The organism is Butyrivibrio fibrisolvens (genome assembly GCF_023206215.1).
Lineage (GTDB): Bacteria > Bacillota > Clostridia > Lachnospirales > Lachnospiraceae > Butyrivibrio > Butyrivibrio fibrisolvens_C.
Genome location: NZ_CP065800.1, coordinates 885112 through 909600, shown reverse-complemented (window position 1 = coordinate 909600; position 24489 = coordinate 885112). Strand labels below are relative to the sequence as shown.

Here is a 24489-nt window from a genome sequence, read left to right as displayed (position 1 = left end):
AATCAAAAAAGGGTATTTTTTCAATCTTATCATTGAATAATACCCTTTTTGGTTAACATTTATCATTTTGACAAGGTGTCAAAAATCAAATACTTGCTTATAAAATATCTATATATTCTCCAGCCAGCGCCTTGTTCATGCTGCGTACTGCGCAGAACTTACCGCACATACTGCAGGTATCACTGTGATCATCTTCAGGAGCGCGGCTGTCTCTTATAGCTTTGGCAGTTTCCGGGTCAAGAGCTTCTAAGAACTGAGCATCCCAGTCGAGCTTACGCCTTGCATCAGCCATCCTGTCATCCTGGTCTCTTGCACCAGGAAGTCCCTTTGCAATATCCGCAGCGTGAGCAGCGATCTTACTTGCAATTATACCCTGACGTACATCATCAACATTAGGAAGAGCAAGGTGCTCAGCAGGAGTTACGTAGCACAGGAAAGCTGCTCCTGATGCTGCAGCGATAGCTCCGCCAATAGCAGCAGTAATGTGATCATAACCAGGAGCGATGTCTGTTACAAGAGGTCCAAGGACATAGAATGGAGCTCCCTTACAGATTGTCTGCTGGACTTTCATGTTGGCTGCAATCTGATCCATAGGAACATGTCCGGGGCCTTCTACCATAACCTGTACATCCTTATCCCAGGCTCTCTGAGTCAGTTCTCCAAGTCTTAGAAGCTCTTCAATCTGGCATCCGTCTGTGGCATCTGCAAGGCATCCCGGTCTGCAGGCATCACCAAGGCTTACAGTTACGTCATGTTCTCTGCAGATATCGAGAATCTCATCATAATATTCATAGAAAGGATTCTCATGTCCTGTCATAGCCATCCAGGCAAATACAAGGCTTCCGCCTCTACTTACGATGTTCATCTTACGACCGCCGTCTCTTATCTGGCTGATGGTCTTACGTGTGATTCCGCAGTGAAGAGTTACAAAGTCTACGCCGTCCTCGGCATGAAGTCTTACAACATCAATGAAATCCTGGGCAGTAAGCTCAGCAAGGTCTCTTTGATAGTGAATCACGCTGTCATATATCGGAACAGTTCCGATCATGGCAGGGCACTTACTGCACAGAAGCTGTCTGAAAGGCTGTGTATTACCATGGCTTGAAAGGTCCATGATGGCTTCTGCGCCAAGATCTACAGCACTCATAACCTTCTCCATCTCGATATCATAGTCCTTACAGTCGCGGCTTACACCAAGGTTGACGTTGATCTTGGTCTTAAGCATACTACCGATTCCGCTTGGCTTAAGGACTTTGTGGGCGGGGTTTGCAGGGATTGCTACCTGGCCTTTGGCAACCAGATCCCTGATATATTCTTCTGTCCTTCCCTCATCTTTTGCAACGATCTTCATTTCGGGAGTTATGATTCCCATGCGTGCTGCTTCCATTTGTGTGTGATACTGTCTGTTCATGAATTCTCCTAATCTATTATGTGTTATATGTTACAGAAATACATATTCGATTTCGAGCAAGCTCGAATCGAAATGACTTTTGACCCTTACGTCATATTTATGAAATTGAAATATTATGTGAACTATTGCTATCTTCTGAATATGAGCGTTCTGATACATTAGCTGTCATATGCCACAAAGGACCTGACCCCTTGCCTAGATTTAGACCTGCAGCGATTGCTTTGCTCAGATAATTCTTAGCTTTTGAAATCGCTATTTCCATAGGATCTCCCTTGGCAAGGTATGATGCAATCGCGCTTGAAAGGGTGCACCCTGTTCCATGAGTATTGGGATTATCAATCCTTGGCGATGTATACCAGAAGTATGAATTATCAGTCTTATACAATACATCAGCAGATGACTCATCACCGCTCATATGACCGCCTTTTACAAGGACGCAGCAGCCAAATGTTTCACCCATTATCCTTGCTGCTGCTAGCATATCTTCTTCGTTAGATATGCTGGATAGTCCTGATAGTATCATTGCTTCAGGGATATTCGGGGTGATAAGATCAGCCTTTGGAAGTAAGAGCTTGCATAGACTATCGATGGCTTTTTCATCGATAAGTCTTGCTCCGCTTGTAGCGACCATGACAGGGTCTACTACGATATTCCGGGCATTATATTCAGAAAGTTTACCAGAGATAACCTTGATAAGCTCGCAGTTAAATGTCATTCCGACCTTGACAGCTTCCGGGTATATATCTGTAAATACCATATCGAGCTGATCAGAGAGGATATCAGGTGTGACCTGCATGATGCTCTTAACACCTGTTGTATTCTGGGCAGTTATCGCTGTTATAGCGCTCATACCGAATACGCCGCAGGCCAGCATTGCCTTAAGATCAGCCTGGATTCCCGCGCCGCCCGATGAATCGCTTCCTGCAATTGTAAGTGCTGTGTGTTTTATCATATTTAACCTCATGTTTTTAACTCTATGTTTTATATCCAGAGTGATTTTTTATGTAAAAGAAATGGAAGAGATATTATGCCTTGGACCTGATAGAATCTGCATCATCAAGTAGAGCTGTAAGTGTATTGATGGCATGGGTCTTGTAAAGGAATGTGATAAGGAGCGCTGCTATAACAGTTCCTCCTACAGTACTTACAAGGAATGGAACGACATAGGTAAATAGAGCAGCTTCTTTTCCCATAACAAGGCTTGCAACAGGGAATGCAATGATGCCTCCAAGTATACCTGTTCCTACAACTTCAGCTATATAAGTAGGAATAAACTTTCTGGATATCTTGTATACAAGACCGCAGCAAAGGGCACCTACCATACTTCCGGGGAATGCAAGAAGTGTTCCTGTTCCAAGAAGGTTCCTGATAAGAGATGTACAAAACGCTACCAGTACCCCGTACCATGGTCCAAGGAACACAGCGCTCAGTACGTTTACCATATGCTGTATGGGGAAGCACTTGGATGCTCCTATGGGAAAAGAAAATGTAGACAGTGATACTGCAAGAGCTACAAACATTGCAGCAACAACAAGTTTTTTAACTTCAGCTTTTTTCATGATAAAAAATCCTCCTTTGCCTTCCGGCTTAAAATATTAGCCTGTTTCTCTATATCTAAAGCACTGAAAATGCCTGATATTATAGCTACTCCCGCTATCCCGCTTCCTGTAAGAAGATCCATATTGGACTCATTGATACCGCCTATGGCTACAATCGGAATCGAAATGTTAGAGGTGATCTCTTTATAGGTTTCAAGACTTGTAAGCGGTTTGGCATCCTTCTTGGTTGAAGAGCCAAAGGCAGCTCCCACTCCCAGATAGTCCGCACCACATGTTTGAGCTATCTTTGCTTCCTCAAGGTTATGGGCTGTTGCACCTATTATGTAATCTTTTCCAAGGATGCTCCTTGCCTTGCTTACAGAAGTGTCGCCCTGTCCGACATGAACTCCTGCAGCCTTTACTTTAAGGGCAACGTCAACATTGTCATTGATGATAAGAGGGATATTGTATTTATCACATACTGATTTTATAGATTCTGCTCTTTTAATATACTCATCATCTGATATATTCTTTTCACGAAGCTGGATTATTGTGGCGCCTCCAAGGATTGCCTTTTCTACGGCTTCTTCCAAAGATTTGCAATATAATGATTCTTTTGAAGCTTTATTACTATTACAAGAGTTATCTTCTAAGGAGGATTCACTGCAAGAATCGTTGTCATTTAAAATCCAGCTTCTATCTGTAATGGCATATAGATTAAGATCACTTTTATCGAATCGGTATCTCCAGGGTTTATCAAGAAGGCTGAGTTCATCAATGAGAGTATTACGATAATTCATCGTGCCTATATTCCTGCTTCCATATACTCTGCGTTCAGCTTTCCTTGCACAGCTTTCATAATCCCTAATGCAGCTTTCTACGCTGTCTATATCAGTTATGTTTCCTTTTCTTCCTGCAGCAAGGTAAGTACCAACAAGGGCAGACATCATACAGCCTGCACCTGTAAACTGCTTTTGGAAAATAGATCCGCCCGGATATTCTTTATAGAAATCGTCTCTTGCAGATACTACAGTTACTGTTTCTCCGGAGATTACAATGATAGCGTCAAGCTTTTTGGATAAAGAGATAACTGCATCCTTACTAAATCCAAGGCCGGCATCTTCAACGCCGCGTGAGATTACTTTATCAGATTGGAGTTTAAAGGGCATTATATTATCAGGTTGTTCTAATCTTCCATCTGTTTGATCAAGTCTTTCATCACAGCTTTTATCAACGATCAAATCACATAGATTCATAATCTCAGTGGCATTACCCCTTATGCAGGTAACATTGATATCATTAAGAAGACGTAAGATATTTTCTTTTCTAAAAGTGGATGCTCCAACTCCAACAGGATCCAGAACAACAGGTATGTTTTTAGTATTGGCGCTTAACCCCGCAAGGCGAAAAGCTTCGTATCTGTCTATAGATGGAGTTCCTGTATTAAGTACAAGAGCATCAGAAGATGAAGTGATTTCGGACACTTCAAGAAGGCTATCCGCGCCTATTGCAGCAGCACCTAATGCAAGTACTGCATTAACGGATATCTCAGCAGTTATATTATTAGTGATAATGTGAATCTGAGGATTGTGTTTTCGTATAAGACTTTTCATATTCATATCGTGGCTGGCTGAATATGTGCTAGATTCCTCATACCTGAGGATAGAAGGAAAGCTTTGTACTATAGATGCTCGCTGTTTTAGCTTACATACAACATTTAGTACTGCTTCATCCATAGAGATACTCTTTATTCAATAAAGAAATCTTATCGAATAAAAAAGCGCCATCTAATTGGATGGCGCTAAGTATTGCTATAGTTACAAGTAGCATGCTACTTGTCGACGATTCCTACGTTGGCATTATCCAAATCAGGTACAGGGTCGTGTTCTTCACACCTCTCAGCCGGTAACCAGCTCCCCTTGTCATGTATTATATTTTATACATAATTTTTTAACGTGCTACTGTAGTGTAGCACTAGTTATGGATTTTAGCAAGGAGCGAATAAGTATATGCACTGCTTATATCTTTCAGCTTTTTTCTTCCTATTAAGTATTATTCCTGTTTGTCCTGCAATACATCATCTTCCAAAAACAAAAATCTCCAATTATAAGCGTTTTTTCTTTTTCCCTGTGTCTTTTTTCGGATTTCCGAACTTTCATAAAGTTTAAGCTGATTAGTTGTATATTCTATATATGCCAAACGAAAGGGGGAAAACTTAATGAAAGTGAAAACAAATTCTTCTGTTATAAGATCATTTGAAGCTCTCAAGAACATCATTTGTGGTTTTGGTTGCTAAATGGAAAGTTGCAAGTTCAATAGCTAATATTACGGTTATTGAACTTGCTATTTCTTGATGGAGGTATACTATGAATTTAAAAAAGTGTTTATATAAGAATAATAGAATCACATACAGCATATATGTATTATTAGTAGTGATAGATAGTCTATTATCACTCGTAATAGCTGCACTTTTAAAGAATATTATTGATGTAGCATCATCTAGTAGTTTATCATCTTTTAAATTAGTTGTATTTAGATGCTCATTGCTTATAGCATTTATAGGTCTTATATCTATTTCTTTGTATTATTTTGAGGCTTTGGTTGTTAAAAGATCTTTAACAACTTACAAAGATACTCTTTATAAAGAACTAATAAAAAAAGCTCCCAGAACTTTTTATAACGAAAAAACCAGCACATATCTATCCGGAATGACTAACGATGTTGCTGTAATCGAGAACAATTACATAAAAGGGACTGCTTCATTAGTTGCTAATATAGTACTCTTCTTCGGAGCGTTGGGGCTCATGTTATATTACAGTCCATTATTATCAATCGTTACTATTGTATTTCTTGCTATTCCTTTATTACTATCGTCTATCTTAGGAAACAGATTATCAGAACAAGAAAAAGCCGTGTCTTTAGAAAACTCAAACTTCATGGCTTTTATTCAGGATCTGTTAAATGGATTTAGTGTCATTAAAAGCTTTCAGGCAGAACACGAAGTTACAGGTTTATTTTGCGATAGGGATCGTAAATTAGAGAGAATTAAATTTAATAAGAATTGTGAGATTGGTAGAATTCAGACGGTTCTTTCATTAGGAGGTACTCTTCCACAATTGGGGGTTCTTATATTTGGTGCATATTTTATCTTACGTGGAAACAATTTAACTGTAGGTATTCTTGTTAGTTTTACAAGTTTACTTGGTAATTTTATGAAACCTATAATGAGTGTTCCACAGCTTTTGTCTACACGTAAAGCAGCCTCTTCACTAATTGATAAAATGGAAAAAGAACTTCAAAATAATTTACTTGCTTCTGGAGAAGTATTAAAGGAGTTCCCTGATGCCATTAGCCTAAATAATGTATCTTTTGGATATGAAGACAATACCATTTTGAATAATATCAATCTTAAACTCAATAATGGCGAATCATACGCTATAGTTGGTGAATCAGGAAGTGGAAAAACCACTTTGGTTAGTTTGATTGCCGGGATGATGGATAATTATAGTGGTGAAATACTATATGACGACACAGACCTAAAGAATTATAATTTAGATTCTATTTCTGAACAAGTTTCCATCATTCAACAAAATGTATTTATCTTTGATGGAACCATCCTTGATAATATCACTCTTTTTAAAAAATTCGATAAGGATTTAATAGATTGGGCAATAGACCAGTCCGGATTAAGATCAATTGTAAATGAAAAAGGAATTAATTATCATTGTGGAGCTTGCGGGTGTAACCTTTCAGGTGGAGAGCGTCAGCGTATATCAATTGCCCGGAGTATATTAAAGCAAAGTAAGCTCTTTGTTGCTGATGAAGCCACTGCAGCACTTGACAATCAAACATCTCATGATGTAATGACCGCAATTCTTAATATAAAGGATTCAACAAAACTAATTATAACGCATAAATTGGATGAGAAGTTGCTAACTAAGTTTGATCATATCCTTGTCATTAAGAATGGTTCCATATTTGAGCAAGGAACCTTTGATGAACTGATGAGTAAGAAAGAATATTTCTATTCTCTTTATAACGTATCGTAGATAGGTAATGTTGGTAATTGGGGTATTGGCGAAAGAAATGGCAATTAGAAATCTGATTGCCATTTTTCTGCTATTTCGGAGGATAAAATAACTTCAACCGCTGATAATATTGCTTCCTTTTTAGATATAGCCAAGTCATCATTAGTAAAAAGACAGTTCCAGATACTTCTTAGATACTTTAATCTTGCTGTTTGATATGCAAAATAAAATGGCATAGCGCTTTTCTCTAATAATTCTATAAGCTTGTTAGAATCATTCTTATCTTTACGTTTTAATAAAATAGTTATCATTTCTAATATGGTATCGACTCCGACTCTATCATAACCATTACGAAGGGGAGAATGTAGCTGTTTATGTATTTCTTTGGCCAATAGATAAATGCTTTCATTATTCAATTTATTAACTATTAAACCTAATTGAGCAATATCAAACATAGTCCATACTTCAATTGAAAAAAAGTAATCTCTAAGCGATTCGACAAGATTTTCCGAAGCCGTCCAGCCAAAGACATCTTCTCCTAAGACTTCACAACTGGTTGCTAACATCCAATATTGATAATTGCCTGATTTATGATACTTTTCCCATATTGAGGCGATGCACTCACGAAACTGTTCTTCATCTTTTGTGGCTAATGCCTTCTGAATCTTATGATCAAGAGCAATTATTTTTATATTATTCTCTTGCATATCAAGAATTTCGTCATAATTCAAACACATTTCAGAAGCCAACGATAATAAAACATCGGTAGATAATGAAGATTTACCATTCTCAAAGGCTGATATACTTGCTTTTGAACCCGCTATTTCGCTTAGCTGCTGTATAGTTAATTTTCTTTGTTTGCGTATTTTTTTAAATTTCTCACCTATATCCATAAATAATCTCATGTCGCGAGTAAGACGAGTGACTGATAGTCCGATATTGGTGGAGCTCGCGACACCAATTCGTGTTTGAAAATAAAGCATTTTCAAACTTACTCCCTATATTGGTCGGGATAAAGAAATGACGGCTCTATAGACTTATTCAGCTCAAATAATAAGTCAATACAGCCGCCCTTTGTCTCATTATATTAATTCTTATCTTTCAGGAAACTTCTCCGGTTCCGGATATGTTACGCCGAAAGTATCAACTGTAACACTCTTCATCTTCTGCTCATTAACAGGTCTGTCGTTCCAGTCTGTCTGAGTCTCAGCGATGGTGTTAACAACGTCCATACCCTCAGTAACCTTACCGAATGCTGCATACTCACCGTCAAGATGGGGAGCATCTTTGTGCATGATGAAGAACTGAGAACCTGCAGAATCAGGGATCATAGTACGTGCCATAGACAGTACTCCTGGTGTGTGCTTAAGGTCGTTCTTAAATCCGTTATGTGAGAACTCACCCTTAATTGAGTATCCAGGGCCGCCCATACCTGTTCCTTCAGGATCTCCGCCCTGAAGCATGAAACCTTTGATTACTCTGTGGAATATAACTCCGTTGTAGAATCCCTTATTTATAAGAGAGATGAAGTTATTAACTGTGTTAGGAGCAATCTCCGGATAAAGCTCTGCTTTAATAACATCTCCGCTCTCCATTGTGATTGTAACTATAGGATTTTGATTAGACATTTTATAATTCCTTCCTCTTTATATTATTATTTTCATATCACGGAACTTTAATTGCAACAGCACGCGGTATATTGCTAATCTCTACTTTCGTATGCTCACCGCCGTATTCACCGTCTCTTGTCCATGCAACGGGAATATCTGATTCGAAAGTGATATGGCTTAATTTAAAGCTTATAAGATCATTACTACTAAACTTGCTGTTACCAAGAAGTGCTCCTACAAGATTAGGCAGCTCTATAAGACTCTGAGGTCTTCTTACAAGTGTAACCTCGTACTCGCCATCATCAAGCCTTACGTTCTTGCCGGTTATATTCTGAATGCCGCCAACCTGTATAGAATTAGTAACCATACCATAGATGAACTCATCTTCTATCACAGTACCATTACCGTAGGTTATCTTCATATGATAAGACCTTATATCCTGAAGTTCTTTGACACTTTGAAGGATATAAGCGGCATGCCCCAGAGCATTTTTTAGTGTCTGGTCCGTAGAATACGATATATCTGTAAATATGCCAAAAGCAGCACAATAAACGAAATTCTTATCGTTCATCGTACCGACATCGCACATAAACTCACTACTTTTCACTACTATCTCAGCAGCCTTTGTCATAGACGAAGGGATACCAAGACTCTTTGCAAAATCATTGGTAGAACCGGCCGGGACATAACCTATCGGCACTTTGACATTAGAATTCATCATGCCGGAAACCACTTCATCCAAAGTACCGTCTCCGCCGCAGCACACAACTATATCATAGCCATCATCACGTTCACGGACACGTCTTTCGCCATCTCCCTGACTCTGAGTAGGATATGCAGTAACTTCATATCCTGCTTTGGTAAAAATATCTATCAGATCAAGGAGATGTCCTCTTATAGTAGCCTTCCCGGCATGAGGATTATAGACAAATAACATTTTTTGAGCATTCATATATTAATAGTCTGCCCTTTTATAATATTTTTCAGGCCAGTGAAGTAGCACCCTCAAGATAGTTGGCCATATCTGCTACAGCAGCAGCTTCGTCACTGCCTTCAGCGATAACGTCTATCATTTCACCACTCTTAAGATTAAGAGTCATCATACCCATTATGCTCTTGGCGTTAACTTTTCTTTCCTGTACTTCGATGTGAATAGTGCTGTCATACTTGCTTGCAACCTGTACAAGTTCAGCGACAGGACGTGCTTCAAGTCCGTGTGGCAGTTTGATTTCGATAGATTTTTTAATCATAACTCCTCTTTCCTCTGCGCTTTTTAAGCGTACTAAAACCTTACTTCTATCAGCCTCGCAGCTTATCTGCAAGTTCGCTGAGTTTACGAAGTCTGTGATTGACTCCGGATTTACCGACAGGTGGACTTAAATATCCTCCAAGCTCGGACAATGTTGCTTCCGGATGTTCGAGTCTAGCCTCTGCTATGGCCCTAAGGCCTTCTGAGAGTTTTGCGATACCGTAATGCTGCTCGATATACATGATGTCATCCATCTGCCTTGAAGCTGCTGTTGCAGTCTTGGCAATATTGGCAGTCTCACAGTTAACGCGGCGGTTAACGGAATTGCGCATATCTTTAAGAATCCTGAGATTTTCAAGATTCATAAGACCTACGTGGGCTTCCATTATATTAAGAAGATCTACGATCTCCTCACCTTCTTTGAGATATACTACGTAATACTTCTTCCGAAGTATCAATCGGCCCTTAATACTAAAATCCTCAAGAACATCAAGGAGCTGATGTGCCTGATCTTCATTATCACATACAAATTCCATATGATAGGACTTAGTAGGATCTGATATAGAACCGGAGCAGATAAACAGGTCTCTAAGGAAAGCTCTCTTGCAGCACTGACTGCGCAACAAAAGAGGACTCACTACTCCGTTTGGAACCCGAAGTGTCCCGTCCCCATCGATTTCCTTAAGCGCCATGAGTATCGTCTTCAAAATGCCGCTATCAAGATCTACCTTCTTGTAATAGCGCCCATTTACGTGTATCTCTCGTTCCGTCTCCAGAATATCAGTATCTATATTAAATGCTTTTTTAATATTGTAAAGCATTTTCTAACCGAAAAAACGTTATCTGTTTGCATGAAGAGCGATAATTCCTGGCTTTGCGGATCTTTTTCCAATATGCACTCCATACGAAATATAACCGAAAGTCCGGCCAGCTGGCAATGCCTTGCTTTTCCTGTATGGTTTATAAGCTCTTCTTTTACATCTGTAGAAAAAGACATATCAGTCCTTCCTCATTTCTGTCAGGCTTGGGGCGGAACAAAGCTCTTTCTGGCCTTGTCCACATCTCGGTGGAAAATCTTAAGTCCATAATTGCCCTTGCCATACATTCTGGCAAAAAGTTCATTGGCTATCGTAACGCTTCTGTGTTGGCCTCCGGTACAGCCTATAGCTATTACAAGCTGATACTTACCTTCCTTGATATATCCCGGGATCAGGAATGTAAGCATATCTTCAAGCTTGTCTACAAACTGTCCGCATTCCGGGAAGCTCTTGACATAGTCCTGAACCGGCTTGTCATTACCCGTCTGAGGACTAAGCTCCTCTACATAATACGGATTTGGAAGGAATCTTACATCGAATACAAGATCCGCATCATCAGGTATTCCATATTTGAAGCCAAAAGAAAGGATCGTGACTATAAGATTATTATAAGAGGCATTCTCTACGAAAATACGATTAAGTTCTATCCTTAGCTCTCTTGTAAGAAGTTTGGATGTATCGATTATATAATCCGCCTTCTCCTTAAGTCCTGAGAGAATCTCTCTTTCTCTTTTAATTCCATCTTCTATCCTGCCGCCTGCAGCCAGTGGGTGAAGACGTCTTGACTCTTTGTACCTTTTGACAAGGACCTGATCGCTAGTCTCCATGAAGAGGACTTCTACCGGGACTCCCTTTTGCCTTAAGGAATCTATCATGGCCGGAACTTCGCGGAAGGCTTCGCCGCCTCTTACGTCCATACCAAGAGCCACCTTGGTGATATCGCTCTCCGGTACCAGGATCAGTTCTACAAATTTCTCTATTAGAGATATGGGGAGATTGTCTACGCAATAATATCCCGAATCCTCAAGCATGTGAATCGCGGTTGACTTGCCGCCGCCGCTCATACCTGTAACTATAACAAAGCGCATATAAATCTCCTTTCTAAATCGCTATACATTTTTGAATCAAAGATTCAAAAATGCCGTAATAGAGTAGGTTGAGTTCACCTTCGGTGAAAGCTCTATTACTACCCTTTACACCTTATTCTTTACTCAAAATCTCCAAGAAGGATCACTTCTGTATCCAGTTCTACGCCGCTGGTTTCAAGCACTGTTTTCTGGACATGTCTTATTACATCTATAACATCCCTGGAAGTTGCTCCGCCTTTATTAACTACAAATCCGCAATGCTTGTCCGATACCTGTGCTCCGCCTATGGCAAATCCCCGCAGACCTGCATCTTGTATCAGCTTACCTGCAAAGTATCCTTCAGGCCTTTTGAAGGTAGATCCTGCACTTGGGAATTCAAGCGGCTGCTTGTCTCTTCTTCTTGCAGCATAATCAGCCATTGCTTCTTCTATGGCCTTTTTCTCTCCATTAAAAAGAGAAAAAGTAACTCCAAGAACATAAAGCTTCTCATCGCCTATCCTGCTGCCTCTGTACCGAAGCTTCATGTCATCAACAGACATAGTCTCTACATGTCCGTCCTCAAACATAATATCAGCTGACTCTACGACATCCTTCATCTCAGACCCGTAAGCGCCTGCGTTCATACGAAGACATCCGCCTACAGATCCCGGAATACCTGCAAGAGCTTCCATTCCTGTAAGCGAATGTTTCAAAGCTTCCTGCGCTACCTTGGAATTAAGGACTCCGGCACCTGCCAAGATACGGTTTCCATCCACTTGAAGTGTGTCAAGCCCGCTCATAGATATGATAACTCCGTGATATCCATTATCGGATACCAGAAGATTACTTCCATTACCTGTGACAAAAAAATCTATATTCTCTTTTTTGAGAACCGTAATAAGCTTAGAAAGCTCATCCTTAGAACTTATTCTAATAAAATAGTCAGCAGACCCACCTGTTCTGAATGTAGTGTGCCTGCTCATAGGTTCATCCCCAAGGATATTCTCCTTGGGGATGATTGCATTAATCTGATCAAGTATTTCCTGATTCAATATACTTCCTCCGATTGACGAAGATGATTGGTTCGTTATCAAGAGTTAAATTTTCAAAGAAAATTTAATCTCCTATGACCATCTTCGCTGCGCCGCAGATACCTGCGTTGTTTCCAAGCTCTGCCAGAGCAAAAGCTGTCTCTTGGCAGCCTTCAAATACATACTCTTCAAATGATGGCTTTAAAAGATCAAAAATAATTTCTCCGCACTTTGATACTCCGCCGCCTATTACTATAACTTCAGGATTAAGGATTGTAGCACATATAGCAAGTCCTTTTCCCAGATAGTAACCATACTTCTTGGTTATCTCTACAGCAAGCTCATCTCCTGCCTTGGCAGCATCGAAGATTCCTTTACTTGAAAGCTGGCCACGTCTAAGTACAGAATCCTTGTCTGTTGCTCCCAGTATACGTGATGCAAGAAGTACTATACCTGTAGCAGATGCATACTGTTCGAAACAGCCCTTATTACCGCATCCGCACTTTTTAGTCTCATTGTCTTCTATATGGATGTGTCCGATCTCTCCGCCGGAACCTGCAACACCGTTAACAATCTTGCCGCCGATGATGATACCACCACCAACACCTGTTCCAAGAGTTACCATGAGCATATCGCTATGTCCGCGTCCGCCGCCTCTCCAGGCTTCACCAAGAGCTGCTACGTTGGCATCATTGCCGGCTTTGACAGGAAGCTCGACAAGCTTTTCAAGTTCTTCCTGAAGATTCTTTCTGCCCCATCCGATATTAACTGCCTGGAATATAACTCCGTTACTGTCTACAGCGCCGGGAGCTCCTACTCCGACACCTGCAATATCCTCTTTGTTAAGTCCCTTTTCTTCGATCTTAGCCTTGATTGAAGAAGCGATATCCGGCAGAATGTTCTCTCCGTTATCTTCTGTTCTTGTGGGTATCTCCCAGCTCTCTTCAATGTTGCCCTCATAGTCCAGAAGACCCATCTTTACAGTCGTTCCGCCTATATCAACTCCAAATGCATACTTCATTAATGTAATCCCATAACCTTCCTATAAAATTTAGTCAGCGTCCTCATCTCCATGATGCTGGAGTGAATTCTGCACTCTATTATAAAGCTCCTGAGCAGCATTATAACCCATCTTCTTCTGACGGTGGTTAACAGCGGCAGATTCGCATATAACCGCCAGGTTTCTACCGGGTCTTATAGGGATTCTGTGACATACTATCCTGTTGCCAAGATATTCTGTATACTGCTCCTCAAGTCCCAGTCTGTCATACTCCTTGTCCTTGTCCCAGTCCTCAAGCTTGATGACAAGGTCTATAGCCTTACTGTCACGAACACTTGATACACCATAAAGTGTCTTGACATCTATGATTCCGATACCTCTAAGCTCGATGAAGTGCCTTGTGATATCAGGTGCACTTCCAAGAAGAAGCTCGTCACTTATTTTCCTAAGTTCTACTACATCATCGGATACAAGTCTGTGTCCACGCTTAATAAGCTCAAGTGCAGCCTCTGACTTACCGATACCGCTGTCACCTGTGATAAGAACGCCTTCACCGTATACATCGACAAGTACTCCGTGGATAGAGATGCAAGGTGCAAGCTTCTCATTAAGATATCTGATGATCTCAGCCATAACAGCAGATGTAGGCTTTCTGGTCATAAGAACAGGAACCTGCTCTTCATTGGCAATCTTAAGGAACAGATTGTCAGGTACCAGCTCTCTGCAGAAAATAACAGCAGGTATATCAAATGAAAGAAAATCTCTGTAAGCCTTTTCTTTCTGCTCCTGTGGAAGTGACTCCATGTAGGTATACTCAACGAATCCTACAATCTGAAGTCTTGTTGCCTCGAAGTGTTCAAAATATCCGGCAAGCTGCAGCGCAGGTCTGTTGATATCCGGCTGTGTGATCCTGATCTTCTCTATCGGTATATCAGGTGTCAGGTTATCAAGTTTGATCCATTCGATGATAGTTTTAAGTTTAACGCTAGCCATAATAAGATCCCTCCATATATTTAGGAAGTTTAGATACAATTGCCCTGACTTTTGTATAAAAGACAAGGCAATTAAAGTCCCCATTAAATCAGTTTCAGTTTATCATACAGGCTTAAGCGTTTCAACATAATAGCAAGAATCGTATACTATGGATGAGCATCGTAGAGGTGAGCCTGTTTTAATATTATAGTAAACAAAAGAGTCAAACCCTGACGGAATTATTTATCATGCCCTATTTTTTCTCAAATAAACAAAGTATCCGGCGAATACGGCTAAAACTGATATAAATGCGTACAGTATCGGTGCGAACTGCAGCGCTGTCAGGTAGTGGCCACCAAAGCCCACAAGCCTGAATTCGTAAAGCACATTAGGAGATGTCATATCGACTGGTGATAATAGATACAAAAATTGGGACAAAGGCCTGATAACCATCGGTATCTCTCTGGAGCCGGCCAATATCAGTAGGAATCCTCCAAAGACTGCGCCCATGACCACAACCGGGTTATTAAAGCACTCTGATAAAAAGCAGGTTGCAGCGGTCAAAAGGAGACATGCAGCAAAAGCAACCAGTATCTGTCTTCCAAAGAACGCACCCATGGTAAGAGGCTCGGAAGTCAGGGGCATAAGGTTCTGCACCACCCCATTCCAGCCATTACTGCCCCACAGGAGCAGACTTGTCGTAACAGATATTCCGCCAAATAAAACTGTCAGCAAAAAGGTACTTACCACTGCTGCCGCTATCTTGGCAACATAGGTGATACCCCATCCGCCCCTAGTACAGCGAAGAAGAGGATCCGTTTTGTCTTTTACCTCTCCTGCAAAGATCTGGCTTAGCAATAAAGTAATCACAAAGAGCATAATGAGCGGTATCGACTGTACGATATCATATAGCCCCAGCATCTCATCAAAAGAATGCCACACTAGCGGCTTATCAATCAGAGCTTCCTTTTCTTCCCAGTATCTCTCTTCGCCTTCTGTAAGGGCGCACATCTCCATGCCGTCCTTTATGGTATCCTGCCTGATCTGATAGATAGAATCAGCATCGTAGTCAGCAATGGGCTTACCATAATCCACTATCTTCCTCACCCAGTCGCATAGCGCATTATATGTGCAATTAGACTCATTCCACCAGGTTCCATATTCATCTGCCGCCTCCACAAGCTCTGAAAAAAGCGTGTTGTCTATCTCGCGGTCATCGATTGCCCTTTCAAGGTCTACGGTCCTACTTTCGTAATCTCCCATCTGCTCCGCCTGGAACACTCCTTGCAGGAGGGAATATGCAGCAATGACAATCAGCAGTATAACAGTGAACCTGTTCTTTAATATCTTTTTGATCTCAAATAAGAAAAGTGTGCCAAATAAGCTCTTCTTCCCCATCAATCAATCCTCCTCTTCAAATTCCTTCAAATAGAAGTCTTCAAGGCTTCCATCTTCATCTCTCCATGGTCCCTGCCAGATAATCTGGCCGGATCTCATCATGATGACTCTGTCTGCGATATGCTCAATATCGGATACAATGTGTGTGGATAGAAGAACTATGCTATGCTTCCCAATCTCTTCGATGAGGTTACGAAACCTGACCCTCTCCTTGGGATCAAGACCTGCTGTAGGCTCATCCAGTATCAGCACTTGAGGCCTATTAATAAGCGCCTGTGCAATTCCAAGGCGCTGCTTCATACCGCCTGAGTAGGTCTTTATCTTCTTTTTGGCAACGTCGGACAGGCTCACTATTTCAAGAAGTTCATCGCACCTTGCCTTGGCAGCTTTTTTATCAAGTCCTTTAAGAGCTGAGAAATACATAAGGAAATCCCTTCCGCTAAACTCCGGATAGTAGCCAAAGTCCTGAGGCAGATACCCCAAAACGTCGCGGTAGCTCTCCTCAGATACAGCAGTTCCATTGTAAGTAATGTCCCCGCTTGTTGGCATTAGGATCCCGCAGATCATACGCATAAGCGTAGTCTTCCCTGCGCCGTTAGCACCAAGCAGACCCGTAACACCTTTTTCCAAGGAAAAAGAGAGCCTGTCTACCGCGATCTTATTCTTATATTGCTTGGTAAGTCTATCAATTTTCAGTTCCATTCATACTCCTCCAAACGAAATGTCTTTCTAATCTCAATGCATTCAAGAGCTGCAAAAAAAGTAAACAGTACAAACCATATCCATCTGTAATTACGGGCAAAGAGAGCTTTTTCATCCTTGATCGCAAATATAATAAATGCCGTAACCGCAGAAACCAAAACACATCCAAAAGCATTCCTTCTTCCAACTTCCGTCCTCTCCAGGATCATGCAGGCTGTGGAAGATATAAGATATGGTATGGTTATGATGGCGCCTGTCATGGCATATCCGTACCCGCTGCCCCTGCCCACAACTACTGATAATGCCAGTAGTAAAGCTAAGTGAACGGTCCCAATGCAGATAAGTCTTGCAAAGAGTATTCCCCTTCCGGAGATCCTTGTCGCTCCTTCCAGCTCGTCCATTCCATACATCCTTGATCGCATGGAGTCAAAAACTGCAATTGCTGATACAAATGGCATTATCGCAGCCACATAAAAAACTGTCTCACGGTTTTGATAGGTCCCAAAGATTGCAACAATAAGAGCTGCAATAGAGAAGATCCACACCGGCATTCTGATATAGGTAATCTGACTTTGTAACAGGTCAAAAAGGCCAAGCTCTACACACTCACTCTTTTTACGATACTCTCTTATGAACACATCCTTTACTGCAGCATCCGGCTTTGGCGCTGCACCTTGCATCATCTTTCTTATGTTTTTACTCATGGAGATTACCTCCTTCCATCAGCTTTATAAACTCTCTTTTCACAGATTTAAGTCTCCTATACAGGGCAAATCTTGAAATGTCCATGATCTTGCAGATATCTGCAAGCGGCACATCATTCATGTACCGCAGTATCAAAAGCTCTCTGTCCTCTTCCGGCAATTTATCAAGTGCTTGATTCACCTCAATCTTTCTTATCAGCTTGTCAGCTCCATCACCTTCATCTGAATAATCTTCCGGAAGTTCCTCCGACTTAGCTTTCCTACTCTCGTCGATGCAGAGGTTTCTGGCAATCGTATATAGATAGCGAATCTGCTGCCCGCGCTCTTTATAATTACTACTCATGAAACGAAGAAATGTCTCCTGGGTCAGATCCTGCGCAATATCTGTGTTGTGAACTCTGTAATAGCAGAAGCGAAATATTTTGTCGTACTGTTCTTCTATATCCATGGATTGTTGTCTTGCACCTCCCTCTGTAATGTATAACGAATTAATAATACAGAATGTGCGGGCAATACTAAAAATATTTTTTTCATACAAACAAAACAGCTTCAAACTTTGATGATTTCTAAGTTTGAAGCCACATACATTTTCTGCGTTTTCCTATATATGATGATCCCTAGGGACGGGCTTATCTAAATGACATTGCCTCCGTCCCTCAGGTTCATTTTTAACCTCGTGTCGCGAGCAAAGCGAGCAGCTAATGGTTCAAATTGGTGACGCTCGCGACACCAATTTGGGTTTGAAAGTGGAACACTTTCAAACTTTCTCATATCACTTGTCACCTAAAACAGTGATAGAACACCGTGTCCATATCTATAGTTACAGGTCCGTCTTTAAGTAGCACAGTTTCTAAATAATTCTCTAATAGATTCCTGTTATCCTCAAGGTATTTTCCGCCTTCTGGATACTTTTTCAGCACTCTGTCAAAAAGAGCATCTGAATTATCAAATACAAGTGGTCCCGGAAGCGCTATCTTTTCTACTCTGTCAAAATTCTCTGATAAAAGCGCTTCAAACTCTACGTCTGCCTGCCTTCTCTCATCTCTCTTTTTATGAGCAAAAGAAATATCAAGTCCCGCTTCTGTTAAACAATTTTCCCAAAAATCATATTCCTTAACCGCTTCACCATAGTGATTAACTGAAAACATTCCACCAGGCGCAAGCACCTGTACCACGTTTTGGATAAAATATGCATCATCATGCAGGTATGATAAAAGATAATGTGCTATGATCTTTGAATACTTCTTCTCTCTTATCTTTTCCCAAGTTTCATCTTTTTCTAGATTACTGAAAATGACCTGTATATCAGAGCCTTCCGGAAGCGTCTTGCGGTTGTCTTCAAGATAATTATATAGATCATCAGCCCAGTTTCCGTGTATGTCTACGCCTTCCACGTTGAAATCCTTGGGAATACGTTCCCAGTTCTTTCTCCACAAAAGACCATAGCTACAACCAAGGTCAAGAACAGTATCTTTTTCCTTAAATGATAGCGAATTAAAAATCTTTTCATACCACTCGATTCCGTCAGCTGCATGTTCTTCAGCATACCATCTGCGCTCATCCGCCCCCTGACTCATCTCCATCTTCCTGATGATGTCAGCAATATCATCCCAGTCCGGATTCTCATCAAATCTTGCAAGTGCAGATTTAATGCAATTTGCAGATTTTTGAAGCTCATATATTTTCTGATTCATCATTTCAAGCTGCTTTTCAAGGATTTCTCTTATAGAACTCTGATCATCATTTTCAAGACTGCTCTTAATCTCTTCAAGACTAAATCCAATGTGCTTAAGAGCTATGATCTTTTCAAGAATAATTAGTGAGCTTTTATCATAGAGTTTGTAATTTCCTTCAGAAAGCCCAATAGGCTTAAGAAGCCCCTTTTCGTCATAAACACGAAGCGCCTTTGTTGATACTCCTGCCTGCTTTGCGATTTCTCCGGATGTAATTTTTTCTTTCATACTGCTGCCCTCCATTAAAAAAACTCCATAACCATTAAGCAAAACACATGACATTAAACCTTCTTATCCTGTGCTGTTTAATGTTAAGGGCTGCCCCAAGGGCAAGGTCAATACATTTTTGAACTTTAAATCTTATTATATTCTGAATATGTGTCTATTCCTATAACAGTACCTTCTACAATATCGATAACATCAGCATAGCCTGCCTGTCGCATTAAGCGGCTTATTCCATCAAGCACTTCTTCCCTGGAGAACTCATGCTCTATAAGGAACTTTTCCTCCTTCTCAGATAAATATTGATAGAACATTGCCGCAGCAGCAATGCTATTCTTATCAGAATAATCAAGAGATTCCAAAAGGAGATTTTCAGCTTTATTTATCTCTCCGCGATCTATCATTTCAAGAAGCTCAGCAAGTTTTCTCCCGGAAACCTCATAGCCATTATCACGCTCCATCTCTACTGCAACATACTTTTTACCTAGCATCAATGAAAAAAGTACCCTTACCATTTCCTTAATGATACGCATGATATAATCTTTTTCATCCTCAAATGTCATAATGCACCTCCGCTCTCATACGACAATACATCATTTTCTGTGTCTGGATGAAATAGCCGCTAAAACCCTTAGTACAACAAATGATATGATGAAGATGATACCAAAGAAAGCAATGGAGAGCTGAAATTCATTTCTTACAGAATATCTAAGCGCTATAAAGAAAAAGGGTACTGTAAACACCAATGAAGTAACTGCGCTGACAAGAAGATCCCTGCTTATGGCCTCCGACTCCTTCTTTGAGCCATTCCACGCACCTGCTCTGACAACAAGCGTCAGATATATAATGCCTCCGGCTAATATAGCTGCAGTTTCTCCAATTACCAGTCTCATGTCAGCATACGTTACCAATTGAGCCAAAATTGCAGCTGCACATACCATAAAAACTGTAATAAAACCATAACTGCTTGCTTTTACCGCTTCCTGTTTCTGAATATCAGTGTAATCAGCTACCGTTTTCAATGTTTCTTTTAATTCTTTATCCATCTCGCTTTTCCTTTCTCCATTAATGAGCTCTTTAATGTCAATATCATAGTAATCAGCGAGTTCTATCATGATAGCAAGATCAGGCATATTTGATCCTGTCTCCCATCTTGATACAGTTCTCCCTGACACTCCTAATATTTCAGCAAGTTGCTCCTGTGTTAAGTTTTTTTCCTTACGAAGTTCGCGTAAGAATGTTCCTATCTTCTGTGAATCCATGTGTTCCTCCTCTCACTCACAGAATATAAAAAGTTGCCTGATCAGTACACGACATAAAGCGAGAAAATGCCGATTTCTCGATTAGACAGCCTTGTCTATTTAATTCTTATATATCAGACAATCACTTCTTAGCAGTACTTAATTCCTATCGCAGTAAACTCCCCAGGCAGCCTTTCATCTTCCCAGGAAGGGTGCTCATCAAACTGTTTTAATGAAAATCCATTTCTTAGAATAGAGTTTATGATTTCGCTTACCGTGTATTTTCTATAACTGCATTTGGGCATGCTTTTTCTTATTTCTTCATCGTAAAATCTGGCATGTGCCATTTCACCCTCAAATATATCAGTAGAAAAATAGCTCCCCGTGGGCTGTTCCAGCTTTAAACTATCATAGATTTTTGTAAAAGGATGAAAATCACTGCAGATTATCTTTCCGCCTGGCTTAAGAATAGCATTCATCATTTTCATAAACTCATCTATATCGTGAAAATAGTGAAGTATTCCTCCCTCCATAAAAACAGCATCAAAGTATTCAGCATACCTACCAAGGTCTATGTCAAGCACATCCCCAACTTTAAAAGCAATCTCGACATTCGCAGAAGCAGCTACTTCCATCGCATACTTTTTGTTATCTTCAGAAATGTCAAAAATAGTGACATCTGCCCCAAGAAGTGCCAGCGGAATTGCTTTCTTTCCGCAAGATCCGCAGATATTTGCAATCTTTATACCTTCAAAGGAATCAAAATATACGGCATATTTTTTGAGCATTCCTATAGGATCCGCTATATCCTTCTGTGCTCTTTCTTGTGGTGTTCCGCTTATCTTAACCCAAAAGTCATAGGCATCATACTCCCATGCTTTTTTATGCTGCTCACTATAATCCCGCATCTACAATCCTCCCATATATAGTTATGCTTTGAATATTAGAAAACACCTATATATCTTAGCATAACCATGGGGATTCTCCCATAAAATAGCTGCATCTGAGAACATCTCCGCAATAATTAAATATCGTCTTAAATCGTTGGCAAAACAAAAAATTTCCAAATCTCTATATATAAATGAGATTTGGAAATTTTTATCACGAAATATACTATTACTAACGGCGACCGGGATCGAACTTTCTGGCGTCTGGCAAATCCAGTAAGAAAGGGGAGTTCTGGTCTCGTATTTTCTTTTGAACCACTTTTTGAACCACTTTGTCAAATGGACAAATGCCATAAAAAATGAATAATCATATTCTATATTCTTTCGACCTCAGGAATGACTCAAAACTTAAATAGTATTCATCCATTTTCTGCTTCGAAACATAAATACAGATATTACAAATCTCACCAACTCTTCCTGAGAAAGAATAAAGTACACCAGCGCAATGGGAAGCCTTAAGTACAGTCCTGTGAAAAGAGCCAGTGGCACCCCGACAAGCCATGTTCCCAGTATATCTATTATCATGATATATTTGGTCCTGCCACCGCTTCTTATAATGCCGCCTCCAAGTATCATGTTCTGAACCTTGACAGGCATAAGTACTGCAAAAGCAAGCAGAATTTCAGCTCCAATACGGCGTACGTCACCGCTCACATTAAAGATACCTACATAATGATAGCGTAGTATTACCAGCATCATAGAAAAGAAAACAGTACCAATAAATCCATAAATGCAGAGTTTCTTAGACTCTTCATAGGCTTTTTTGTATTCTCTCTCACCAAGTCTTTTTCCAATTAGAATCCCTGCCGCTTGAGCAAGACCACTCATGGCGCCGATAGTCAGCCCCTGAACAGAACCTGTCAGAGACATACCCGCCAGTTCTTTTGTCCCAATATGTCCATAGACAAAGGTATTGATACTCTGGCCCACGGACCATAAAAACTCATTCACAACAACCGGCAAGAGCATTGCAAAATACTGAATATACCCATCTCTTCCAAGTCTTATTGATATGTGCATGTTTTTATAGAGCCTAAAAAGCAGCAAAAGCGAAATTAAAGCACCCACAAGCTGAGATATGACGCTTGCGATGGCCGCTCCTCTCACTCCCAGCTTGGGCATACCAAAATTGCCAAATATCAGGCAGTAATTAAAAAGAGTGTTTATGCCTGCAGACAATGCTCCCACATATAACGGCCAGGAAGATCTTCCCCTGCATCTTATTGCAACACCGCAAATGTTACTTATCCCCAACGGGATATAGGTGAGTCCTATGAGCTGAAGATAATGTGTTCCTTCAGTGATGACAAGACTATCCTCAGTAAAAAGTGCGATAAAGGGTCTGGCAAAAAGGCCTGATATTGCCATGAATAATAAGCCCACGATAAGCATGATAAGTGTATTAACACAAACTGATTTCTCTTCTGCCGGGATATCTTTTTTTCCAATGTACTGAGATATCATAATCCCGGCAATTGTCCCAACTGCGCCAATGACAAATGCATAGATAAAGCTTGGTTTAGCTGCTATCTCCACAGCTGCTATGCTCTTTTCTCCCAGCTGCCCCACCATAATCTGATCAATCATTGAAAATGATGACTGCAGCATGGATTGAAGCGCCACAGGTATGGCTATTTTTGCAACTTCACTTTGAAAAGACTTATCCACTAAAAACTCCTCCGTTCATGCTCATATTTCTGTCAGATTTTGCACGTGCTGGCTACTGACTGAATAGTTACATGTACTGTCTCTTATCACCAGCTTAACCGGAACACTAACGCTCTCAAAAAAGCCCGGATCTGCGATCATTTTCACAAGAAGTTCCATCGCCATCTGAGATCTGGCTTCATTGTTCTGATAGACAGATGTAAGCGCCGGCACCGTCATAAGACTGTCTCTGCCACCATCAAATCCCACCACTGAAATATCGTAAGGAACCCTGATCCCATTCTCAAACAAAATCTTCATCAGATCTATTGCGTAGTAATCAGACACTGCAAAGATTGCCGTATACCTGAGAATCGTCTTTAGTTTCTTTTGATAAAAGATCTTTCGCTTATCCTTATCCATCGGTATCAAAAGAAAGTCTGCTTTTTGCCCCAGCCCATCACAAAGGCCATTGTAGCGATCTAAATCCATACAGACATTATTGTCTGCAATGCACAGCACCTTTTTGTGGCCAAGAGTTTTTAAATACTGACCAACCTGCCTTCCTCCATCAAAATCATCGATACTTATGTTGCTTATTCCGGCATGCTGATCCATATATCCGTCATAAACAACAAAAGGCACTCTCATGTGCTCTCTGAGATCGTGATAATCCTCTGCACAAAACCCAATCACCACAAGGCCATCAATATTCCACATAGTTGAAAAACGGATAATGTCCCGGATATCCTTTGTTTTTCTCAGCATCATAAAATAACCATATGCTTCAATAGAATCAGAAAGTGCGTTGATAGAAGCGCTGATAAACGAGTCTTCAAATACATGTCCTTCATATTTCTCATGATCATTGACGACAACACCTATGATCCTGGAGCTATTCCTTGCAAGGAGTGTCGCCGCCATATTAGGTATATATCCCATCTCCTCAAGCTTGTTCTCAACTCTTTTTACTGTTGCATCTGAAATCTTTTTTGTTTTGCCGTGAAGCACATTGGAAACAGTTGCAGTGCTAAGTCCCAGTTCATTTGCAATATCTATTATCCTGACTTTATTCTCATCCCACATAAAAAAGCGCTCCTTTTGAATTGATTATTCAACAGAAGCGCCGGTTTTGCAATGGGTTAATCGCGTAACCCTCTCTGTATACTCA

Annotated in this window: 24 protein-coding genes and 1 riboswitch; of the genes, 1 reads left to right on the top strand and 23 read right to left on the bottom strand. The window is 40.6% G+C overall.

The annotated features are described in order from the left end of the window. Positions 1-97: 97 nt before the first annotated feature. The 4 genes from thiC to thiE form a co-directional block, all read right to left on the bottom strand. Positions 98-1411, bottom strand: a complete 1314-nt coding sequence (gene thiC / locus I7804_RS03685; RefSeq protein ID WP_248405008.1) for a phosphomethylpyrimidine synthase ThiC — start codon at positions 1409-1411, stop codon at positions 98-100. Positions 1412-1508: 97 nt separating this feature from the next. Further along, the gene (gene thiD / locus I7804_RS03680) at positions 1509-2363 is read right to left on the bottom strand and encodes a bifunctional hydroxymethylpyrimidine kinase/phosphomethylpyrimidine kinase (RefSeq protein WP_022755643.1); all 855 of its coding nucleotides are present in this window, start codon (positions 2361-2363) and stop codon (positions 1509-1511) included. A gap of 73 nt (positions 2364-2436) precedes the next feature. Beyond that, positions 2437-2970, bottom strand: coding sequence for an energy coupling factor transporter S component ThiW (gene thiW, locus I7804_RS03675; RefSeq protein ID WP_248405007.1), 534 nt, complete (start codon positions 2968-2970; stop codon positions 2437-2439). Continuing rightward, entirely contained in the window at positions 2967-4568 is a 1602-nt protein-coding gene (thiE, locus tag I7804_RS03670; RefSeq protein WP_248405005.1) for a thiamine phosphate synthase, read from the bottom strand. Before thiE ends, thiW begins: the two co-directional genes overlap by 4 nt. A gap of 208 nt (positions 4569-4776) precedes the next feature. Next, a riboswitch (TPP riboswitch) is annotated at positions 4777-4879 on the bottom strand. A 436-nt stretch (positions 4880-5315) separates the two neighbouring features. Between thiE and I7804_RS03665 the strand changes: the two genes are divergently transcribed. Then, complete coding sequence (locus I7804_RS03665) at positions 5316-6998, top strand: ABC transporter ATP-binding protein (RefSeq protein ID WP_248405003.1); 1683 nt, start codon at positions 5316-5318, stop codon at positions 6996-6998. 44 nt (positions 6999-7042) lie between these two features. Here I7804_RS03665 and I7804_RS03660 read toward each other — a convergent pair whose 3' ends face one another. From I7804_RS03660 to I7804_RS03570, 19 genes are all read right to left on the bottom strand, one after another. Beyond that, positions 7043-7882: a helix-turn-helix domain-containing protein gene (locus tag I7804_RS03660; RefSeq protein WP_248405002.1), complete on the bottom strand. Its 840-nt coding sequence runs from the start codon at positions 7880-7882 to the stop codon at positions 7043-7045. Between the two features lie 189 nt (positions 7883-8071). Further along, the gene (locus I7804_RS03655) at positions 8072-8605 is read right to left on the bottom strand and encodes a peptidylprolyl isomerase (RefSeq protein WP_248405000.1); all 534 of its coding nucleotides are present in this window, start codon (positions 8603-8605) and stop codon (positions 8072-8074) included. A gap of 37 nt (positions 8606-8642) precedes the next feature. Continuing rightward, positions 8643-9539, bottom strand: coding sequence for a diacylglycerol/lipid kinase family protein (locus I7804_RS03650; RefSeq protein WP_027217031.1), 897 nt, complete (start codon positions 9537-9539; stop codon positions 8643-8645). Positions 9540-9570: 31 nt separating this feature from the next. Next, positions 9571-9837, bottom strand: coding sequence for an HPr family phosphocarrier protein (locus tag I7804_RS03645; RefSeq protein WP_022756069.1), 267 nt, complete (start codon positions 9835-9837; stop codon positions 9571-9573). 49 nt (positions 9838-9886) lie between these two features. Beyond that, a complete protein-coding gene (gene whiA / locus I7804_RS03640; protein WP_331477848.1) occupies positions 9887-10657 on the bottom strand; it encodes a DNA-binding protein WhiA in 771 nt (256 codons plus the stop codon). Positions 10658-10854: 197 nt separating this feature from the next. Then, the gene (rapZ, locus tag I7804_RS03635) at positions 10855-11742 is read right to left on the bottom strand and encodes an RNase adapter RapZ (RefSeq protein WP_248404999.1); all 888 of its coding nucleotides are present in this window, start codon (positions 11740-11742) and stop codon (positions 10855-10857) included. A 119-nt stretch (positions 11743-11861) separates the two neighbouring features. Beyond that, positions 11862-12773, bottom strand: coding sequence for a UDP-N-acetylmuramate dehydrogenase (murB, locus tag I7804_RS03630; protein ID WP_248404998.1), 912 nt, complete (start codon positions 12771-12773; stop codon positions 11862-11864). A 64-nt stretch (positions 12774-12837) separates the two neighbouring features. Beyond that, positions 12838-13773: an ROK family glucokinase gene (locus tag I7804_RS03625; RefSeq protein WP_022756073.1), complete on the bottom strand. Its 936-nt coding sequence runs from the start codon at positions 13771-13773 to the stop codon at positions 12838-12840. 30 nt (positions 13774-13803) lie between these two features. Beyond that, positions 13804-14745: an HPr(Ser) kinase/phosphatase gene (hprK, locus tag I7804_RS03620; RefSeq protein WP_022759291.1), complete on the bottom strand. Its 942-nt coding sequence runs from the start codon at positions 14743-14745 to the stop codon at positions 13804-13806. 225 nt (positions 14746-14970) lie between these two features. Continuing rightward, positions 14971-16122 (bottom strand): hypothetical protein, encoded by a 1152-nt coding sequence (locus I7804_RS03615; protein ID WP_248404997.1) that lies wholly within the window; start codon positions 16120-16122, stop codon positions 14971-14973. 3 nt (positions 16123-16125) lie between these two features. Further along, positions 16126-16824, bottom strand: a complete 699-nt coding sequence (locus I7804_RS03610) for an ABC transporter ATP-binding protein (RefSeq protein ID WP_331477847.1) — start codon at positions 16822-16824, stop codon at positions 16126-16128. After that, positions 16815-17528 carry a hypothetical protein gene (locus I7804_RS03605; protein WP_248404996.1) on the bottom strand — a complete coding sequence of 238 codons (714 nt, stop codon included), beginning with the start codon at positions 17526-17528 and terminating at the stop codon, positions 16815-16817. Before I7804_RS03605 ends, I7804_RS03610 begins: the two co-directional genes overlap by 10 nt. Next, positions 17521-17976, bottom strand: a complete 456-nt coding sequence (locus tag I7804_RS03600) for an RNA polymerase sigma factor (protein WP_248404995.1) — start codon at positions 17974-17976, stop codon at positions 17521-17523. The genes I7804_RS03605 and I7804_RS03600 overlap by 8 nt, the downstream gene beginning before the upstream one ends. A gap of 331 nt (positions 17977-18307) precedes the next feature. Continuing rightward, positions 18308-19489, bottom strand: a complete 1182-nt coding sequence (locus I7804_RS03595) for a MerR family transcriptional regulator (RefSeq protein WP_248404994.1) — start codon at positions 19487-19489, stop codon at positions 18308-18310. 125 nt (positions 19490-19614) lie between these two features. After that, positions 19615-20046, bottom strand: a complete 432-nt coding sequence (locus tag I7804_RS03590) for a DUF6483 family protein (protein ID WP_248404993.1) — start codon at positions 20044-20046, stop codon at positions 19615-19617. Positions 20047-20076: 30 nt separating this feature from the next. Continuing rightward, positions 20077-20745, bottom strand: coding sequence for a helix-turn-helix domain-containing protein (locus tag I7804_RS03585; RefSeq protein ID WP_248404992.1), 669 nt, complete (start codon positions 20743-20745; stop codon positions 20077-20079). Positions 20746-20873: 128 nt separating this feature from the next. Further along, positions 20874-21632: a class I SAM-dependent methyltransferase gene (locus I7804_RS03580; RefSeq protein WP_248404991.1), complete on the bottom strand. Its 759-nt coding sequence runs from the start codon at positions 21630-21632 to the stop codon at positions 20874-20876. 387 nt (positions 21633-22019) lie between these two features. After that, positions 22020-23339: an MATE family efflux transporter gene (locus I7804_RS03575; protein ID WP_282570477.1), complete on the bottom strand. Its 1320-nt coding sequence runs from the start codon at positions 23337-23339 to the stop codon at positions 22020-22022. Positions 23340-23360: 21 nt separating this feature from the next. Continuing rightward, a complete protein-coding gene (locus tag I7804_RS03570; protein ID WP_248404987.1) occupies positions 23361-24404 on the bottom strand; it encodes a LacI family DNA-binding transcriptional regulator in 1044 nt (347 codons plus the stop codon). Between the last annotated feature and the right edge of the window lie 85 nt (positions 24405-24489).

Coding starts and splice junctions, on each gene's coding strand:
- thiC (WP_248405008.1), bottom strand. CDS start 1,411: ATGAACAGACAGTATCACACACAAATGGAAGCAGCACGCATGGGAATC.
- thiD (WP_022755643.1), bottom strand. CDS start 2,363: ATGATAAAACACACAGCACTTACAATTGCAGGAAGCGATTCATCGGGC.
- thiW (WP_248405007.1), bottom strand. CDS start 2,970: ATGAAAAAAGCTGAAGTTAAAAAACTTGTTGTTGCTGCAATGTTTGTA.
- thiE (WP_248405005.1), bottom strand. CDS start 4,568: ATGAATATGAAAAGTCTTATACGAAAACACAATCCTCAGATTCACATT.
- I7804_RS03665 (WP_248405003.1), top strand. CDS start 5,316: ATGAATTTAAAAAAGTGTTTATATAAGAATAATAGAATCACATACAGC.
- I7804_RS03660 (WP_248405002.1), bottom strand. CDS start 7,882: ATGAGATTATTTATGGATATAGGTGAGAAATTTAAAAAAATACGCAAA.
- I7804_RS03655 (WP_248405000.1), bottom strand. CDS start 8,605: ATGTCTAATCAAAATCCTATAGTTACAATCACAATGGAGAGCGGAGAT.
- I7804_RS03650 (WP_027217031.1), bottom strand. CDS start 9,539: ATGAATGCTCAAAAAATGTTATTTGTCTATAATCCTCATGCCGGGAAG.
- I7804_RS03645 (WP_022756069.1), bottom strand. CDS start 9,837: ATGATTAAAAAATCTATCGAAATCAAACTGCCACACGGACTTGAAGCA.
- whiA (WP_331477848.1), bottom strand. CDS start 10,657: ATGCTTTACAATATTAAAAAAGCATTTAATATAGATACTGATATTCTG.
- rapZ (WP_248404999.1), bottom strand. CDS start 11,742: ATGCGCTTTGTTATAGTTACAGGTATGAGCGGCGGCGGCAAGTCAACC.
- I7804_RS03625 (WP_022756073.1), bottom strand. CDS start 13,773: ATGAAGTATGCATTTGGAGTTGATATAGGCGGAACGACTGTAAAGATG.
- hprK (WP_022759291.1), bottom strand. CDS start 14,745: ATGGCTAGCGTTAAACTTAAAACTATCATCGAATGGATCAAACTTGAT.
- I7804_RS03615 (WP_248404997.1), bottom strand. CDS start 16,122: ATGGGGAAGAAGAGCTTATTTGGCACACTTTTCTTATTTGAGATCAAA.
- I7804_RS03610 (WP_331477847.1), bottom strand. CDS start 16,824: ATGGAACTGAAAATTGATAGACTTACCAAGCAATATAAGAATAAGATC.
- I7804_RS03605 (WP_248404996.1), bottom strand. CDS start 17,528: ATGAGTAAAAACATAAGAAAGATGATGCAAGGTGCAGCGCCAAAGCCG.
- I7804_RS03600 (WP_248404995.1), bottom strand. CDS start 17,976: ATGGATATAGAAGAACAGTACGACAAAATATTTCGCTTCTGCTATTAC.
- I7804_RS03595 (WP_248404994.1), bottom strand. CDS start 19,489: ATGAAAGAAAAAATTACATCCGGAGAAATCGCAAAGCAGGCAGGAGTA.
- I7804_RS03590 (WP_248404993.1), bottom strand. CDS start 20,046: ATGACATTTGAGGATGAAAAAGATTATATCATGCGTATCATTAAGGAA.
- I7804_RS03585 (WP_248404992.1), bottom strand. CDS start 20,745: ATGGATTCACAGAAGATAGGAACATTCTTACGCGAACTTCGTAAGGAA.
- I7804_RS03580 (WP_248404991.1), bottom strand. CDS start 21,632: ATGCGGGATTATAGTGAGCAGCATAAAAAAGCATGGGAGTATGATGCC.
- I7804_RS03570 (WP_248404987.1), bottom strand. CDS start 24,404: ATGTGGGATGAGAATAAAGTCAGGATAATAGATATTGCAAATGAACTG.